A 15,565-nucleotide genomic window follows, 5' to 3' on the forward strand; every position below is an offset into this window, starting at 1 on the left:
CTCTTGACGATGGATGGAAAAATGCGCTAAAATAATAATTACTTCACCACATTAGCGAACTAAAGTAAAATAACCAATATTAGGGAGTTTTATGAATGACCATACAAATGTTCGAAAAACCGTTAGGCATGAGAGACGATTTCCCATTTATCGCGAAAAAGAAAGCGGAGCTCCGCACAAATGGAACGTCCATTATTCAACAGGCAGGCTATGACCTGCTGCAGACTCCGACGTTGGAATATTACGAAACAATCGGCAAAATCTCGGCCATCGCTGATAATGCTTTGTTCAAATTATTGGACAGCCAAGGAGAGACGTTGGTTTTGCGGCCGGATATGACTTCACCGATCGCCCGTGTAGCTGCTTCCAAGTTACTGAAAGAAAAGATGCCGGTCAGACTCGGCTATTATTCGAACGTTTTCCGCGCCCAAAAGCGTGAAGGCGGGCGGCCTGCTGAATTTGAACAGATGGGTGTGGAACTGATCGGCGACGATTCTTTGTACGCCGATGCAGAAGTCATCATTCTGGCCTGGAATATCTTAAAGAACCTGAATATCAAATCCAGCCGCTTTGTGATCGGCCATACGCAATTGCTGCAGCTGATCCTGCAGGATTTCGGCTTAGACCAGGAGCAGATCGAAAAAGTCCATGCTGCTTTTGTTTCGAAGAACAGCGTTGGATTTGAAAGTTTGGCCAAGCAATTGCCGATAGAACCTTCCAGACTGGAATCGTTCATCGGATTGATGTCCACGTCAAACGTCGAAGAATGGCAGCAATGGATCGATCCCCACAATGCGAAACAAAATTCTTTATTCGAAGACATGAAGAAATTGAAGAAAATATTGGATCGCAGCGGTTTGTCCGACGCGATCACCTACGACTTATCATTTAACAGCCACATGACCTATTACACCGGATTGGTGTTTGAAGTATATGGAGCAGGCAGCGGCTTTTCGCTCGGCAACGGCGGACGTTATGACGGTTTGATGAAGCAATTCGGGCTGCAGGTCGGCGCAACGGGCTTCGGGCTGCGTGTCGACCGGCTGCTGGAAATCATCTCTGCTGTTCCAGAGCAGGAAAATCATACCTTGATCCTCTTTGATGAACAAGGTGAAGACCAGGCGTTCGATGAAGCACAGAAACTCCGCGAACAGGGAGTCCGGGTCACGCTGCAATTTGCGCCAGCAGTTTTGGCGATTGATGAATTCAGCGGGCTGTTCAGTAAAGTCCTACGAATGGAAGGTGCCAATTGATGGATGCATTAACGATTGCCATGCCTAAAGGGCGTATATTTGAAGAAGCTTACGAATTATTAGTGAAGGCCGGCTACGACCTGCCGAAGGAACTCGACGATTCACGCAAATTGATTGTGGAAGCGCCGAATGAGAATATCCGTTTTATTCTTTCCAAGCCGATGGATGTTCCGGCATATGTGGAACATGGAGTAGCGGATATCGGCATCGCCGGGAAAGATGTCATGCTCGAGCATGACCGGGATGTCTATGAATTATTGGACCTTGGCATCAGCCGCTGCTACATCGCGACTGCCGGCATGCCGGACACTCCGATGAATGAAGTGACGCCGCGTGTCGCGACCAAATACCCGAAAGTGGCTTCGCAGTATTATAGAGGCAAAGGTGAACAAGTCGAAATCATCGAATTGAACGGTTCCATTGAACTGGCGCCGATGATCGGCTTGGCGGACCGTATTGTGGATATCGTCTCGACCGGCAAAACCTTGAAGGAAAATGGCTTAGTCGAATATGAGAAGATCGTCGATATCACGTCGCGTTTGATTGCCAATCCGGTAAGCTACCGCTTGAAGCAGAAGCGCATTACGGAATTGGTTGAGAAGTTGAGAAAGCAGGCGAGCGTATGAAAGTAACTCGTTTATCAGCAGGAATCTCCATCAGAAGAACCATCGCAGAAGGCACCGGACAGCAAGTCGCAGCTGTGAAAGACATCATCCAGGATGTTCGGGATAATGGAGACCAGGCCATGTTTCGCTACGCTGAAAAATGGGACGGCGCCAAACTTTCTTCCCTGCGCGTAACGGATGAAGAAATTGCACAGGCGGTCGAGCGATTCGACCGTCAATTGCTGGAGGATTTGACAGAAGCGGCAACAAATATTCGCAGCTACCATGAAAGCCAGCAGCAACAAGGCTACCGTTTGGACAATGAAGACGGTTCGTACGTTGCCCAGCGCGTCACAGCGATTGAATCTGCAGGACTTTACGTGCCAGGCGGAACAGCAGCCTATCCATCGTCCGTACTGATGAACGTCATCCCGGCTCAAGTAGCTGGAGTGGCGCGCATCGTGTTGATTTCGCCTCCGGGCAAAGACGGCACCTTGTCCGACGGGGTTCTGGCGGCTGCCCATATTCTGGGTATCACGGAAGTCTACAAGTCGGGCGGTGCACAGGCCATTGCGGCTTTGGCATATGGCACACAATCCATCATGCCGGTCGATAAAATCACGGGTCCCGGAAACATTTTCGTGGCTTTGGCCAAACGGGAAGTCAATGGCGACGTCGCCATTGATATGATCGCCGGACCGAGTGAAATCGCCATCATCGCGGATGATTCCGCGTATGCCGATGAAGTAGCTGCGGATTTATTATCGCAGGCAGAACACGATCCGATGGCCAGCGCTGTCTTATTGACGGCCAGCGAAAGATTGGCTGATGCGGTTTCCAAAGAAGTGGACCGGCAACTGTCGCTTTTGCCGCGTGAAGCCATTGCCAGTCCGGCAATGGCGGACCACGGCATGATCTATCTCGGTGAGACGATGGGCCAATTGATCGAAGCTGCCAACCAACTGGCTCCTGAGCATTTGGAGATCATGACAGAGGATGCGGAAGCAGTAGCGGATAAAATCCAGCACGCCGGCGCCATCTTTATCGGGCGCTATTCGTCAGAACCGATCGGCGATTATTTTGCGGGGACCAACCATGTCCTGCCGACCAATAGTACGGCACGTTTTTCGAGTGCGTTATCTGTCTATGATTTTATAAAACGAACCAGTATTATCCGCTATAGCGAACAGGCTTGGCAAAATAATAAAGATAAAATCGCACGGCTTGCGCGCCTGGAAGGTTTGGAAGGCCATGCGCGTGCAGTCGAATCGCGGTCCTGGGAAAAGGGGAATGGACAATGAGACAAGCTGAAATCAAGCGAAATACCAATGAAACCAAAGTAGCCATCAATTTTTCATTGGATGGAGAAGGCAAATCGACAATCGATACAGGCGTTCCATTCATGGATCATATGCTGGATCTTTTCATCAAGCATGGCTTGTTTGATGGCGACATCAAAGCAGATGGAGATACCCATATCGACGATCACCACACGACAGAAGACATCGGCATCGTACTCGGCCAGGCTGTTAAAGAAGCGCTTGGCGATAAAAAAGGCATCCGCCGTTACGGCAATGCGTTCGTGCCGATGGATGACGCACTGGCGCAAGTGGTCATCGACTGTTCGAACCGGCCGCATCTGGAGTTCCGCTGCGAACTTCCAAACGAAAAAGTGGGGACTTTCGACACCGAGCTGGTTCAGGAATTCCTTTGGAAATTCGCACTTGAGGCCCGCATGAATGTCCATGTCATCGTTCATTACGGAAAAAATACGCATCATATCATCGAAGCGGTGTTCAAGGCATTGGCACGGGCGCTTGATGAAGCGACAGGCATCGATCCACGGGTCAAAGGCGTGCCGTCGACGAAGGGGCTGTTGACATGATCATCGGCATCATCGATTACGGCATGGGCAATTTGTTCAGTGTTGAGCAAGCATTGAAAAAATTGGAATGTACGGTCATCGTATCGGACGACCCGGCAGTACTGCTGGAAGCAGAAGGGATTCTTCTTCCAGGAGTTGGTGCTTTTCCGGATGCTATGGAGCTGTTGGACCAAAAAGGTCTTTCGGAATTCATCCGATCGTTGCCGGAGAAAAACATTCCGCTGCTTGGCATTTGCCTCGGCATGCAATTATTATATGAAGACAGCTCGGAAGTGAAACCGACCAAAGGGTTGGGCTTGTTGAAGGGCCAAATCCGCCGTTTTGAAAAAGGGACGTACCGGATTCCGCATATGGGCTGGAACCGTCTCGAATTTTCACGTGTCCCCTACTGGTTGGATGAAGTTTTGAGCGATACGCATGTTTATTTTGTCCATTCCTTTTTGGCGGTCAATACCGATGATCAGGAAATCTGGGCGACAGCAAGCTACGGAAACCACGACGTTCCAGGAGTAGTCGGAAACGGATTGATTACAGGTATGCAGTTCCATCCGGAAAAATCAGGCGATTTTGGCCATTATTTATTAGAACAGTGGATTGCAAATGTCAGGAGGAACCTACATGACTAAGTTTCAAATTTATCCCGCTATCGATTTGCGGGATGGAAAATGTGTACGCCTATTCCAGGGAGATTATGCCCAGGAAACCATCTACGGTGATTCTCCGGTCGACATGGCGAAGAAATTCGTGGAGGCTGGAGCACAGTGGATACATATGGTCGATTTGGACGGTGCGAAAGATGGTGTTCGGATCAATGATCAAGTCGTTATCGAAGCTGCAAAATTGGGTGCAAACGTCCAGGTAGGCGGGGGTATCCGGACACGTGAAGATATCGAACATTATTTATCGAATGGTGTTGCACGTGTCATTATCGGAAGCCTTGCCATCCGCAATCCAGAGCTTGCCGTGTCATTTATCGAAGAGTTCGGTGCTGACCGGATCGTCATTGGCATAGATGCGAAAAATGGGATGGCCGCGACAGAAGGCTGGATTGAAACGTCGGGTCAGGCGGCAACGGAAGTGGCGAACTATTTCGCTTCTAAAGGTGCTAAGCATTTTATCTACACAGATATCGCAACAGATGGAACTTTAGCTGGACCGAATATCGAAGCGAACAAAGCATTGGCTGATTCTGAAGAAGCACAAGTCATTGTCTCTGGCGGCATCGGTTCATTGGAAGATGTCCGCAATGTAAAAAAGGCATCTACCCATAGCAATATTGCCGGTGTTATTATAGGGAAAGCACTGTATGAAAAACGCTTTACCTTGGAGGAGGCATTGTCATGCTGACAAAACGCATCATTCCCTGTCTGGATGTGAAAGAAGGGCGCGTCGTTAAAGGTGTCAGCTTCGTTTCACTGCGCGATGCAGGCGATCCTGTAGAACTGGCTCGTTTTTATGACAAGCAAGGAGCTGACGAATTGGTGTTTCTGGACATCTCGGCTTCACATGAAGGCAAGGAAACTATGGTCGAAGTGGTCAAAATTGTTGCGACGGAGCTGTCGATTCCCTTTACAGTGGGAGGGGGAATCCGCAGCCTGGAGGATATGAAACGCATGCTGCGGGCTGGCGCCGATAAAGTGTCTTTGAACACGGCGGCTCTCGATCGTCCGGAATTGATCAAAGAAGGGGCGGACTTCTTCGGCTCCCAGTGCATCGTCGTCGCCATCGACGCTAAGAAGAATGGCGACAGTTGGGACGTCTATACACATGGCGGGCGCAATAAAACCAAGTGGAATGCCATTGAATGGGCGAAAAAAAGCGTGGAACTTGGAGCCGGCGAACTGTTGTTGACCAGCATGGACAAAGACGGCTCGAAAGACGGCTTTGACCTGGAATTGACGCAAGCCGTACGTGAAGCGGTGGAAGTACCGGTCATTGCCAGCGGCGGAGCAGGAAACAAAGAGCATTTCAGCGAAGTCTTTAAAACGGTGGATGCCGACGCTGCACTGGCCGCATCTATTTTCCATTACAAAGAAACCAGCGTAGCTGAAGTAAAAGAATTTTTACGGAAAGAGGGAGTGAACGTCCGATGACAACGATACAATATGATCAAAACGGGCTGATTCCCGTTATTATCCAGAATGCCGAAACAAAAGAAGTCCTGTCGTTGGCTTATGCCAATGAAGAGGCAGTCCAAAAAACGATGGACACCAATGAAACGTGGTTGTACTCAAGAAGCCGCAGCGAACTATGGAACAAAGGAGCAACCAGTGGCAATACCCAAAAAGTGACGGCCGTGCGTCTGGATTGCGACGGCGATTCGCTGATCTATGAAGTGATCCCGAACGGACCTGCTTGCCACACCGGCAAGGACAGCTGTTTCTTCGAGACCATTCATGGCGAACGCAACGAATCTCCAGGAGATATGTTCGCTCAGCTGACTTCTTTGATCAAAGCACGTGAAGAAGAAATGCCTGAAGGCGCGTATACAACCTATCTCTTTGAAGAAGGCGTAGATAAAATCTGCAAAAAAGTCGGGGAAGAAGCGGCTGAAGTCATCATTGCAGCAAAAAATCGGGATGCTGAGGAACTGGCTATGGAAACAGCCGATTTGTTCTATCACACCTTGGTGCTGCTGCAGGAACAAAAAGTGGGAATCGATCAAGTGGTCAATGTATTAAAAGACCGCCACGCTACAAAAACGACAAGTAAATAATAAGGAAATATGCTATAATTACAGCACATTTGAGTATAGGGGCGATGTTAATCGTTCCTTTTACTTTTTCGGAGGCATATTTTGGAGAATAAAAAAAGAAACTACAAGAATGTACTGTCTTTCATTCCGACGGGGGAATTTTATTACAGAAAAGCGCTGAAAGAACTTCAGCGTGAAAATCATCCAAAAGCACATAAGTATTTACGCCGCGCGACAGAACTGAGCCCGAAGGATCCGCTTATTCTGACGCAGTACGGCATCGTGCTGATGGAAATGGAAGAATTCGAACAGGCGATGGAGATGCTGCATGCGGCGTATGAACTAGATCCAAAAGAGCCTGATATCCTATTTTTCCTCGCTGAAGTCCATGCACATATGGGCTTATTTTGGGATGCACGAAAATACGCCAAAAAATACCTGGTGTACGAAACGCAAGGCAAATACACGGCTGAAGCTATGGAAATCGTTGATTTTGCGGAACAGGAAGACTGGCAGCTTTTTGATGACGATGGTGAAGCGCAGGACAGCGAATATTATTATCGCCAGGAAAAGGCGCGCCGCATGATGGAACAGGGTGATTTTGCTGGAGCCATCGAGCTGCTGGAAAAACTGGTCGAAGAAAAGACGGATTTCTGGGGAGCCTATAATAATCTGGCGCTGGCTTATTTTTATATCGGAGAAGCCGAAATGGCCAAAGCACTGCTTCACGATGTACTGCGGAGAAATACAGGCAATCTGCACGCCCTCTGCAATTTAGCAGTCTTTCATTATTATGAAAAGAATGCGGAGTTGGAAGACGTCCTTGAGCTGTTGAAGAAAATCCAGCCTTACGTATTCGAGCACCGCTACAAACTGGGAGCGACGTTTGCGCTGGTCGGCAAATACAAGGAAGCTTATCGCTGGCTGAAAAGCTTGCAGAAACGCGGTTTTGATGGAGACCCCGCTTTCTATTTCTGGTTGTCGCATGCCGCCTACCATTCGGGACATGAAGAGGCATCCAGACAGGCATGGGATCAATTGAAGAAAATGGATCCCGGCAAAGACGGCTATGAGCCGTGGAACGACCATTCCGCGATGCCTCATGCAGATGCGCTGGAGCATGACAGGGACTATCTCGTCGGAAAGCTGGATCATGAGAAGAAAAGTGAACGGCTATTCGGCTTGTTTCTGTTGGGCAAATCCGTGCACAAGCAGGAAATCATCTCACATCCGAATTGGTTGGCATCGGATCAGCCTTCCGTCCTGGAAACCTTTGTCCTCGGCTACGCATTGGGCCACCCCTTCAAAGAGGAAGTTCCAGCTGAACATGCGTTCATGCGGGCGATGGAGACGGCCGAGCTTCTTTATATGCAAAGTGGAATGGTGACAAAGCAGCGGGCTGAAGTTTTTCAATTGTGGTTCCTGTTGGTCGAAGAGGCTTTCAGCCGGAATTATCGGTTTAAGAACCCGGCGGCATTAGCGGCAGCAGTAGACTATATGGCCAAATCCTCTAAAAATGAAAAAATGATAAAACGGCACCAGGCGGATCGTTTTGGTATATCGGTCGCTACCTTGTCGAAATATATAAAAGAGATAGCCATTTACTTGCCGAATCTCGGCTCACAGGCATAAAAGTTGAAGCTTTTGCCGGAATCTTATACGATTTAGCTACTGAGAAATAGGAGGCCTATTGTTATGACTGAAACGAATACAATTTATGATGTAATTATTATTGGAGCAGGACCAGCAGGCATGACTGCCGCTGTCTATACTTCCCGTGCCAATCTGACAACCTTAATGCTTGAACGCGGTATTCCAGGGGGCCAGATGGCCAATACGGAAGAAATTGAAAACTATCCAGGCTTCGACCATATTCTTGGGCCGGATCTGTCGACGAAAATGTTCGAACATGCTAAAAAATTCGGTGCTGAATACGCCTACGGTGACGTAACTGAAATTGTTGATGGAGAAGAATACAAAACCATCAAAGCTGGATCGAAAGAATACAAAACACGCGCCATCATCGTGACGACGGGTGCAGAGTACAAAAAAATGGGCATCCCCGGTGAAAATGAACTGGGCGGACGCGGCGTAAGCTATTGCGCAGTTTGTGATGGGGCTTTCTTTAAACAGAAGGAATTGGTCGTTGTCGGGGGCGGAGATTCAGCTGTTGAAGAAGGAGTCTATTTAACCCGTTTTGCCGATAAAGTCACGATCGTCCACAGACGTGACGAGCTTCGTGCACAGAAAATTCTTCAGGACCGTGCATTTGCCAATGACAAAATCGACTTTATCTGGAGTCATACCGTCAAAGAAATTCACGATGATGGAAACGGCAAAGTTGGAAGTGTCACTTTGGTGTCCACTGATAATGATGCAGAAAGAGAATTCAAAGCAGATGGCGTCTTTATCTATATCGGTATGCTGCCGTTGACAAAACCGTTTTCGGAATTGGGCATCTTAAATGATGAAGGCTATGTTGTAACCAATGAGAAGATGGAAACCAAAGTGCCTGGTATTTATGCAGCAGGCGATGTTCGTGAAAAAACCTTGCGCCAAGTAGTTACTGCAACAGGTGACGGCAGTATCGCAGCACAAGCAGCTCAACATTATATTGAAGAACTGGTAGAAAAAATCGGGATGAAAACGAAAGCTTAATTGTTTCTTAATCATTTTGTAACGCGCTTGTCATGAACAAGGGTTATAGTAGGAAGAGTAAATTGACCCCCTTTTTATAAAGAATTTTTGATGGGCCATCTTTCGAGCTACTCGGAAGATGGCCTCTTTTTTTGCATTCTTTTGCATGACACACCAGGATACATGTATAATGGAGTAAGTTTACAATAGATGCGGAGTGTCGAATGTGCAGCGAATCGCGAATTTATTAGTCATCAAAAATGGGCAAGTCTTATTATTGAAGAAACCACGGCGTGACTGGTATGTGGCACCCGGTGGGAAGATGGAGGCCGGAGAGTCGATTTTCGAAGCGGCAGTCCGTGAGTTCAAAGAAGAAACGAACGCTACCCCGATCGGTACACATTTAAAAGGGGTCTATACGATGATGATCCAGGAAAATGACCAAATTGTGGACGAGTGGATGTTGTATACATTTGCTGCAAATAATTTGGCTGGAGATATATTTGAAGAAACAACTGAAGGATTGCTGGAATGGCATCCAGTCGGGGAACTGGCGTTTTTGCCGATGGCAGAAGGCGATCGGACCAATCTGCAATTTGCAGCCAACCGGCCAGGCATTCAATATGGAACTTTCTATTACACGCCGGAATTCCAGCTGATCAAAGAGAACATCCAATCATCAACTGAAGAGGTGAACCACCAGAATGGATAACCGTAAGGAAGAAACTGAGTTAATCATCATCACTGGCATGTCAGGCGCAGGAAAGACTGTCGCAATCCAAAGCTTCGAAGATCTGGGTTTTTTTACAATTGACAATTTACCGCCTGCATTATTGCCTACTTTTATCAAATTGATGAGGGATTCAGGGAAATCGATGAAGCGGGTAGCGGCCGTTATGGATTTGCGCGGCGGTGACTTTTTCGATAGCCTCTTGGACGCAATCGACCATTTGTCGCAGGAACCGAACGTTTCCATCACCGTTCTATTTCTGGATGCGGAAAATCAGACATTAGTGAGCCGTTACAAAGAAACGAGAAGATCCCACCCGTTGTCTCCAGGCGGATTGGTCTTGGGCGGTATCAAAAAAGAACGCGATATGCTGAGCGACCTTCAAGGAAGAGCGCAATTTATCTATAATACTTCCGGTATGACCCCGCGTCAGCTGAAAGAAAGAATCATCGCCGATTTTTCATCAAAGACCAGTAATGTCTTCACAGTGAATGTGATGTCTTTCGGATTCAAGCATGGGATGCCAATCGATGCCGACTTAGTGTTTGACGTCCGCTTTTTGCCGAATCCTTACTATATTGAAGAGTTGAATCCCTTGTCAGGCCTCGATGAACGGGTCTCAAGCTATGTACTGAAATGGCAGGAGACGCAGACACTCCTAGAAAAACTGACGGATTTACTGCAGTTCATGATTCCGCAGTATAAAAACGAAGGAAAAGCGCAGCTGGTCATAGCGTTTGGCTGTACGGGCGGCCAACACCGTTCAGTGACTTTGGCCGAATACTATGGCAAGCTTCTGGCTGAAAACAATAAAGTCATCGTGACGCACAGGGATGTCAAAATAAGAAAGGATTGAGTGCATGGAACGCAACCAGCACCGGAAACGCGTCGTTATTTTAGGAGGCGGAACGGGACTTTCAACACTTTTGCGCGGATTGAAGTTGTATCCGTTAGATTTGACGGCTATCGTAACTGTTGCGGATGACGGAGGAAGTTCAGGCCGTTTAAGAAATGATTTGGATATTCCTCCTCCAGGTGATATTCGAAATGTCCTTGCGGCATTGTCGGATACGGAACCTTTAGTTGCTGAAATGTTCCAATATCGCTTTAAACATTCCTTAGACCTCGATGGGCACTCCCTAGGAAATTTGATGCTTGCAGCACTTACGGATATTACGGGAGACTTTTCCCATGCAGTCCGTGAAATGAGCCGGGTATTAAGCGTCAACGGAACTGTCTTGCCTGCAGCCAATCAAATCGTGACGCTCAATGCGGAATTGGAAGATGGGACCATCATCAAAGGCGAGTCTAAAATCCCTGCCTACCTGCAGCCGATCAAACGGGTGTTCATCGAACCTCACGATGTGAAAACTTTGCCTGCCACTATCGCAGCGATTGAAAGTGCGGATGTGATCGTTGTCGGGCCAGGGTCTCTTTATACCAGTATTTTACCTAATCTATTGGTGAAGGATATCAAAAAAGCAGTAATTGCTGCGAAGGCTAAGAAAATATACATCTGCAACCTAATGACACAAGCGGGTGAAACCTATAAATATACAGCCTCTGATCATGTGAAGGCATTATATGAGCATGTAGGGGAGAGTTTTCTGGATGCCATTTTGCTTGATAAAGTCCAAATGCCACCGCTCGTTGCCGAGCGTTACAAAAAAGAGAAGGCATCGCCGGTTGAATACGATGAAGAGCGGCTAAAGCAGATGGGACTTGAAGTCTATAGAAAAGACATTGCCAACATCTTTGGCGAAACTGTCCGGCATGAGCCAATGAAAGTGGCGGAATGGTTATTTGAATATGCTGGAGGCCGTGCCAGTGAAGATTCGAAGCAGCTTTATTTCTAGTGCTTTGAAAGGGGGAACGAATTTTGTCTTTTGCATCTGAAACCAAAAAAGAAATGACGCAATTAGAAGTGGATGATTGCTGTGGAAAAGCAGAGTTGTCCGCAATGATCCGGATGAATGGAACCCTATCGTTTTCCAATCGGCAATTGAGCCTGGATATCCAAACCGAAAATGCGGCAATTGCCCGACGCATCTACACACTTTTAAAGCGTTTCTACAAAGCATATCCTGTTGAATTGCTCGTCAGAAAAAAGATGCGCCTAAAAAAGAACAACATCTATATTTGCAGAATCCGTGAAGGCGCCAAACATATTCTTGAGGATCTGGAAATTTTGACGGAAGGCTTCCAGTTCCAGCATCAGATCGTCAAGTCGCTGATTGAGAAGAACTGCTGTAAACGCTCTTATCTGAGGGGAGCTTTTTTGGCGGGAGGATCCGTCAACAATCCCGAAACTTCATCCTACCATTTGGAAATCTATTCACTTTACAAAGACCATGCAGATTCTCTGGTTGAGTTGATGAACGAGTTCCATTTAAACAGCAAAACGATCGAGCGGAAAAAAGGGTTTGTGACTTATTTGAAAGAAGCAGAAAAAATCTCTGACTTTCTGAGCATCACAGGAGCACATTCCGCTCTATTGAAGTTTGAGGATGTCCGAATCATTCGGGACATGCGCAACAGCGTCAACCGTCTTGTGAATTGTGAGACCGCTAACTTAAACAAAACCATCGATGCTGCATTGCGGCAAGTGGAAAACATCCGTTTTATCGATCAAACAATCGGAATCGATCAATTGCCTGAAAGATTGCGTGAAATTGCCCGACTTCGGGTAGAGTATCAAGACGTGACTCTTAAAGAATTAGGGGAAATGGTATCAGGTGGTACGGTAAGCAAGTCGGGAGTAAACCACCGGCTGCGGAAAATTGATGAGATTGCAGCGTCATTGAGAAAAGGAGAAATGATCGGCCGCTAAATAAGGGCTGTTCTTTCATATAAATGAGAGCGAAGTTTTCGGAGGAGGATATGTATGGTTGAAAAACAGGTGAAAGTACTATTAAAAACAGGTCTTCAAGCAAGGCAGGCAGCTTTATTTGTTCAGGAAGCGAACCGGTACACTGCGGATGTCTATTTAGAAAAAGACAATAAAAAAGTAAATGCCAAAAGCATCATGGGAATCATGAGCCTCGCCATCAGCAAAGGCACAGAGGTAACAATTTCGGCAGATGGATTGGATGAAGAGAAAGCGGTTCATGCTTTATCGGAAATCATCGAACAGGAAGCTTAATCATCATTAAACAGAAAAAAACTCACAGCCATGGGCCGTGAGTTTTTGTTTTAGATATCTTTTTTATGGTCTTCAGGCAACTTGCTGCGTGTGATGACCTGGTCGATCAAGCCGTATTCAAGTGCACGTTCTGCTGTCATGAAGTTATCGCGGTCTGTATCTTTGGAAATGACATCGATTGGCTGACCTGTGCGTTCAGAAAGAATCTGGTTCAGCTTCTCGCGAAGGTGAAGAATACGTTTCGCAGCAATTTCAATTTCAGTTGCTTGGCCTTGAGCACCGCCAAGTGGTTGGTGAATCATGACTTCAGCATTTGGAAGCGCCAAGCGTTTGCCTTTTGTTCCTGCTGCAAGTAAGAAAGCTCCCATTGAAGCGGCCATACCGATACAGATTGTTTGAACATCGGGACGAATAAACTGCATTGTGTCATAAATCGCCATTCCGGCAGTGATGCTGCCGCCCGGGCTGTTGATGTAAATTGAAATATCCTTATCTGGATCTTCTGCTTCCAAGAACAAAAGTTGTGCAACAATTGAATTTGCAACATTATCATCAATGCCGCTGCCCAGCATAATTACGCGGTCTTTCAACAAACGTGAATAGATATCATAAGCACGTTCGCCTCGGCTAGTTTGTTCAATTACTGTAGGAATTAAGTTCATAGAATAGTTCCTCCTCGATTAAGTGGTTTGCAAACAATGCTGAAAGTTCTATCAGCTGTACTATTATCATACACATGATGGTCAATGAAGGTCAAATCTAACGAATCAAAAAAATAGACTTGATTAAGTTGAAATACTTTTGTATAATAGAAAAGTCGCTAATAGCGAAAACGCCCTCGTAGTGTAATGGATCACACGTAAGATTCCGGTTCTTGAGATGGAGGTTCGATTCCTTCCGAGGGCATAAAAAAAGCAAAGCTCATTTTACCTTATCCGGTAAAATGGGCTTTTTTTGTGGCGGTAGTAAGATTTTCAAATCGGTTACAACTTATTAAATAGAAATAGACATCTGGGACGGCTATAAATTTCACTTTCCAATCCATAATCGCTCTATCTTTTTTTTATGACTAGTCAATCTCTATAGTTTGCTGTCCGGTATCTCCCAGTGAAACCATTTGCATTTATGTTTCAAAAAGAAACGTTTAAAAGAACTCCAGCAAAGGGAAATGATTAGTAATACATACTAGTGAAGAGGTGGAGCTTTTGAGAAAATTATTGATTCCCATCATTATTGTGATTGCGATTATTGTCATCATCGCGGCAATTTTGGTGCCGAGTTATAACAACTTTGTGCAGCTTGAAGAGGATGTCAATCAGTCCTATGCTCAGATTGAAAACCAATTGCAGCGCAGGCTTGATTTGATTCCGAACCTGGTTGAGACGGTGAAAGGATTTGCCGACCAGGAACAGGATGTCATTGATAGTGTAACGGAGGCCCGTTCGAATTTAGCCGGGGCTGAAGGCATCAGTGAGCAAGCTGAGGCGGATGCCGAGTTGAGCGGGGCATTGAGCCGTTTGTTGGTGGTGGTGGAGAACTACCCTGAAATTCGTTCCAGTGAAAATTTCCAGCAGCTTTCTGATGAATTGGCAGGTACGGAAAATCGGATAGCGGTAGCCAGACAGGATTATAATGGAACGGTTTCTGAATTTAACCGCAAAGCCAGAAGTTTTCCTGGAAACATGATTGCGGGAGTTTTTGGTTTTGACGAGAAAGAGTATTTTGAAGCGGATCCGGATGCTTCTGAAGCACCGGAAGTCGATTTCGGAACTGATGAGGATGAACAATGAGACGCAGAATAGTGCTCATCTGCTTCCTGCTGCTGATGGTCAGTGGGCGTGGCTTGGCAGCTGACTTTCCGGAATTGACGAATGATCTCTATGTTCAAGACGAAGTCGGTATTTTGACGGAGCAGCAGAAAGAAGAAATCCGTCAATTGGGTCGTGGGCTGGAAGACGCCACAACTGCTCAAATCATGTTGCTGGTGATTCCGACACTTGAAGGCGAGCCGATCGAAAGCTACGCCAACGAAGCGTTCCGCCATTATGGCGTCGGGGCGGAAGAGGAAAACAACGGCGTTCTGGTGGTGGTGTCACTGGATGAACCGGATAATCGGGAAATCTATGTGGAAATCGGCTACGGCCTTGAAGGTGCGTTGCCGGATGGAAAAGTCGGCCGGATTTTGGATGAATACGCGATTCCTTATTTGAGCCAAGGCAATTATAGTGAAGGCGTCATCAATTTATATGAAGTTCTCTATCAGGAAGTCGCTGCTGAATATCAATGGAACGGTGAACCTGTAGAACCGCAGGCAGCCACTTCCCAACAACCGCAGGAAGGGCTTCCGCCGTTCATGACCATCCTGATCGTGTCCGCGATCCTCATTCTGATTACTGGGGGTGGAGGCGGCAAAGGTGGTGGACGTGCGAGACGCCGAGGCGGAAGAGGCGTTTATATGGGCCCCGGAAGCTTCGGCGGTGGATTTGGTGGTGGAGGCTTCGGTGGTGGAGGCTTCGGTGGTGGTGGTTTCCGCGGGGGCGGAGGCGGCTCATCCGGAGGCGGCGGCGCTGGCCGAGGTTTCTAAAGGTTTAAGAAAGTATGGTTTTTAGCTTACGTTC

18 protein-coding genes and 1 tRNA gene are annotated in these 15,565 nt (G+C 47.0%); 18 read left to right on the forward strand and 1 reads right to left on the reverse strand.

Features of this window, described 5'->3' with window-relative positions; all coding sequences use genetic code 11:
* The first annotated feature begins 95 nt into the window (after positions 1 to 95).
* The 15 genes from hisZ (at position 96) to K8U60_RS14800 (ending at position 12,947) form a co-directional block, all read left to right on the forward strand.
* Complete coding sequence (gene hisZ / locus K8U60_RS14730; protein WP_223641757.1) at positions 96 to 1,253, forward strand: ATP phosphoribosyltransferase regulatory subunit; 1,158 nt, start codon at positions 96 to 98, stop codon at positions 1,251 to 1,253.
* Positions 1,253 to 1,879, forward strand: coding sequence for an ATP phosphoribosyltransferase (hisG, locus tag K8U60_RS14735; protein WP_215102112.1), 627 nt, complete (start codon positions 1,253 to 1,255; stop codon positions 1,877 to 1,879). Before hisZ ends, hisG begins: the two co-directional genes overlap by 1 nt.
* On the forward strand, positions 1,876 to 3,159 hold the full coding sequence (hisD, locus tag K8U60_RS14740; RefSeq protein ID WP_223641759.1) for a histidinol dehydrogenase: 1,284 nt from the start codon (positions 1,876 to 1,878) through the stop codon (positions 3,157 to 3,159). The genes hisG and hisD overlap by 4 nt, the downstream gene beginning before the upstream one ends.
* On the forward strand, positions 3,156 to 3,743 hold the full coding sequence (gene hisB, locus K8U60_RS14745) for an imidazoleglycerol-phosphate dehydratase HisB (protein WP_223641761.1): 588 nt from the start codon (positions 3,156 to 3,158) through the stop codon (positions 3,741 to 3,743). Before hisD ends, hisB begins: the two co-directional genes overlap by 4 nt.
* Entirely contained in the window at positions 3,740 to 4,369 is a 630-nt protein-coding gene (gene hisH / locus K8U60_RS14750) for an imidazole glycerol phosphate synthase subunit HisH (protein ID WP_223641763.1), read from the forward strand. Before hisB ends, hisH begins: the two co-directional genes overlap by 4 nt.
* Positions 4,362 to 5,090 carry a 1-(5-phosphoribosyl)-5-[(5-phosphoribosylamino)methylideneamino]imidazole-4-carboxamide isomerase gene (gene hisA / locus K8U60_RS14755; protein ID WP_223641765.1) on the forward strand — a complete coding sequence of 243 codons (729 nt, stop codon included), beginning with the start codon at positions 4,362 to 4,364 and terminating at the stop codon, positions 5,088 to 5,090. The genes hisH and hisA overlap by 8 nt, the downstream gene beginning before the upstream one ends.
* Positions 5,084 to 5,836: an imidazole glycerol phosphate synthase subunit HisF gene (gene hisF, locus K8U60_RS14760; protein WP_223641767.1), complete on the forward strand. Its 753-nt coding sequence runs from the start codon at positions 5,084 to 5,086 to the stop codon at positions 5,834 to 5,836. The genes hisA and hisF overlap by 7 nt, the downstream gene beginning before the upstream one ends.
* Entirely contained in the window at positions 5,833 to 6,459 is a 627-nt protein-coding gene (gene hisIE / locus K8U60_RS14765) for a bifunctional phosphoribosyl-AMP cyclohydrolase/phosphoribosyl-ATP diphosphatase HisIE (RefSeq protein ID WP_223641769.1), read from the forward strand. The genes hisF and hisIE overlap by 4 nt, the downstream gene beginning before the upstream one ends.
* Positions 6,460 to 6,540: 81 nt before the next feature.
* Positions 6,541 to 8,070, forward strand: a complete 1,530-nt coding sequence (locus tag K8U60_RS14770; protein WP_223641771.1) for a tetratricopeptide repeat protein — start codon at positions 6,541 to 6,543, stop codon at positions 8,068 to 8,070.
* 63 nt (positions 8,071 to 8,133) lie between these two features.
* The gene (trxB, locus tag K8U60_RS14775) at positions 8,134 to 9,096 is read left to right on the forward strand and encodes a thioredoxin-disulfide reductase (protein ID WP_223641772.1); all 963 of its coding nucleotides are present in this window, start codon (positions 8,134 to 8,136) and stop codon (positions 9,094 to 9,096) included.
* 205 nt (positions 9,097 to 9,301) lie between these two features.
* A complete protein-coding gene (locus K8U60_RS14780; RefSeq protein ID WP_223641774.1) occupies positions 9,302 to 9,787 on the forward strand; it encodes an NUDIX domain-containing protein in 486 nt (161 codons plus the stop codon).
* On the forward strand, positions 9,780 to 10,661 hold the full coding sequence (rapZ, locus tag K8U60_RS14785) for an RNase adapter RapZ (protein WP_223641776.1): 882 nt from the start codon (positions 9,780 to 9,782) through the stop codon (positions 10,659 to 10,661). Before K8U60_RS14780 ends, rapZ begins: the two co-directional genes overlap by 8 nt.
* Positions 10,662 to 10,665: 4 nt before the next feature.
* Positions 10,666 to 11,661: a gluconeogenesis factor YvcK family protein gene (locus tag K8U60_RS14790; protein ID WP_223641778.1), complete on the forward strand. Its 996-nt coding sequence runs from the start codon at positions 10,666 to 10,668 to the stop codon at positions 11,659 to 11,661.
* Between the two features lie 23 nt (positions 11,662 to 11,684).
* Positions 11,685 to 12,635 (forward strand): DNA-binding protein WhiA, encoded by a 951-nt coding sequence (gene whiA, locus K8U60_RS14795; RefSeq protein WP_223641789.1) that lies wholly within the window; start codon positions 11,685 to 11,687, stop codon positions 12,633 to 12,635.
* Between the two features lie 54 nt (positions 12,636 to 12,689).
* Positions 12,690 to 12,947, forward strand: a complete 258-nt coding sequence (locus K8U60_RS14800) for an HPr family phosphocarrier protein (protein WP_223641792.1) — start codon at positions 12,690 to 12,692, stop codon at positions 12,945 to 12,947.
* 50 nt (positions 12,948 to 12,997) lie between these two features.
* Here the strand turns inward: K8U60_RS14800 and clpP are convergent, their stop codons facing one another.
* A complete protein-coding gene (gene clpP / locus K8U60_RS14805) occupies positions 12,998 to 13,609 on the reverse strand; it encodes an ATP-dependent Clp endopeptidase proteolytic subunit ClpP (protein ID WP_223641794.1) in 612 nt (203 codons plus the stop codon).
* 172 nt (positions 13,610 to 13,781) lie between these two features.
* Here clpP and K8U60_RS14810 point away from each other — a divergent pair.
* From K8U60_RS14810 to K8U60_RS14820, 3 genes are all read left to right on the forward strand, one after another.
* A tRNA-Arg gene (locus K8U60_RS14810) sits at positions 13,782 to 13,853 on the forward strand.
* A 299-nt stretch (positions 13,854 to 14,152) separates the two neighbouring features.
* Entirely contained in the window at positions 14,153 to 14,737 is a 585-nt protein-coding gene (locus tag K8U60_RS14815) for a LemA family protein (protein WP_223641796.1), read from the forward strand.
* Entirely contained in the window at positions 14,734 to 15,531 is a 798-nt protein-coding gene (locus tag K8U60_RS14820) for a TPM domain-containing protein (RefSeq protein ID WP_223641797.1), read from the forward strand. Before K8U60_RS14815 ends, K8U60_RS14820 begins: the two co-directional genes overlap by 4 nt.
* Positions 15,532 to 15,565: the final 34 nt, after the last annotated feature.

This window comes from Planococcus circulans, from assembly GCF_020023385.1.
Lineage (GTDB): Bacteria > Bacillota > Bacilli > Bacillales_A > Planococcaceae > Planococcus.

Coding starts and splice junctions, on each gene's coding strand:
- hisZ (WP_223641757.1), top strand. CDS start 96: ATGACCATACAAATGTTCGAAAAACCGTTAGGCATGAGAGACGATTTC.
- hisG (WP_215102112.1), top strand. CDS start 1,253: ATGGATGCATTAACGATTGCCATGCCTAAAGGGCGTATATTTGAAGAA.
- hisD (WP_223641759.1), top strand. CDS start 1,876: ATGAAAGTAACTCGTTTATCAGCAGGAATCTCCATCAGAAGAACCATC.
- hisB (WP_223641761.1), top strand. CDS start 3,156: ATGAGACAAGCTGAAATCAAGCGAAATACCAATGAAACCAAAGTAGCC.
- hisH (WP_223641763.1), top strand. CDS start 3,740: ATGATCATCGGCATCATCGATTACGGCATGGGCAATTTGTTCAGTGTT.
- hisA (WP_223641765.1), top strand. CDS start 4,362: ATGACTAAGTTTCAAATTTATCCCGCTATCGATTTGCGGGATGGAAAA.
- hisF (WP_223641767.1), top strand. CDS start 5,084: ATGCTGACAAAACGCATCATTCCCTGTCTGGATGTGAAAGAAGGGCGC.
- hisIE (WP_223641769.1), top strand. CDS start 5,833: ATGACAACGATACAATATGATCAAAACGGGCTGATTCCCGTTATTATC.
- trxB (WP_223641772.1), top strand. CDS start 8,134: ATGACTGAAACGAATACAATTTATGATGTAATTATTATTGGAGCAGGA.
- rapZ (WP_223641776.1), top strand. CDS start 9,780: ATGGATAACCGTAAGGAAGAAACTGAGTTAATCATCATCACTGGCATG.
- K8U60_RS14790 (WP_223641778.1), top strand. CDS start 10,666: ATGGAACGCAACCAGCACCGGAAACGCGTCGTTATTTTAGGAGGCGGA.
- K8U60_RS14800 (WP_223641792.1), top strand. CDS start 12,690: ATGGTTGAAAAACAGGTGAAAGTACTATTAAAAACAGGTCTTCAAGCA.
- clpP (WP_223641794.1), bottom strand. CDS start 13,609: ATGAACTTAATTCCTACAGTAATTGAACAAACTAGCCGAGGCGAACGT.
- K8U60_RS14820 (WP_223641797.1), top strand. CDS start 14,734: ATGAGACGCAGAATAGTGCTCATCTGCTTCCTGCTGCTGATGGTCAGT.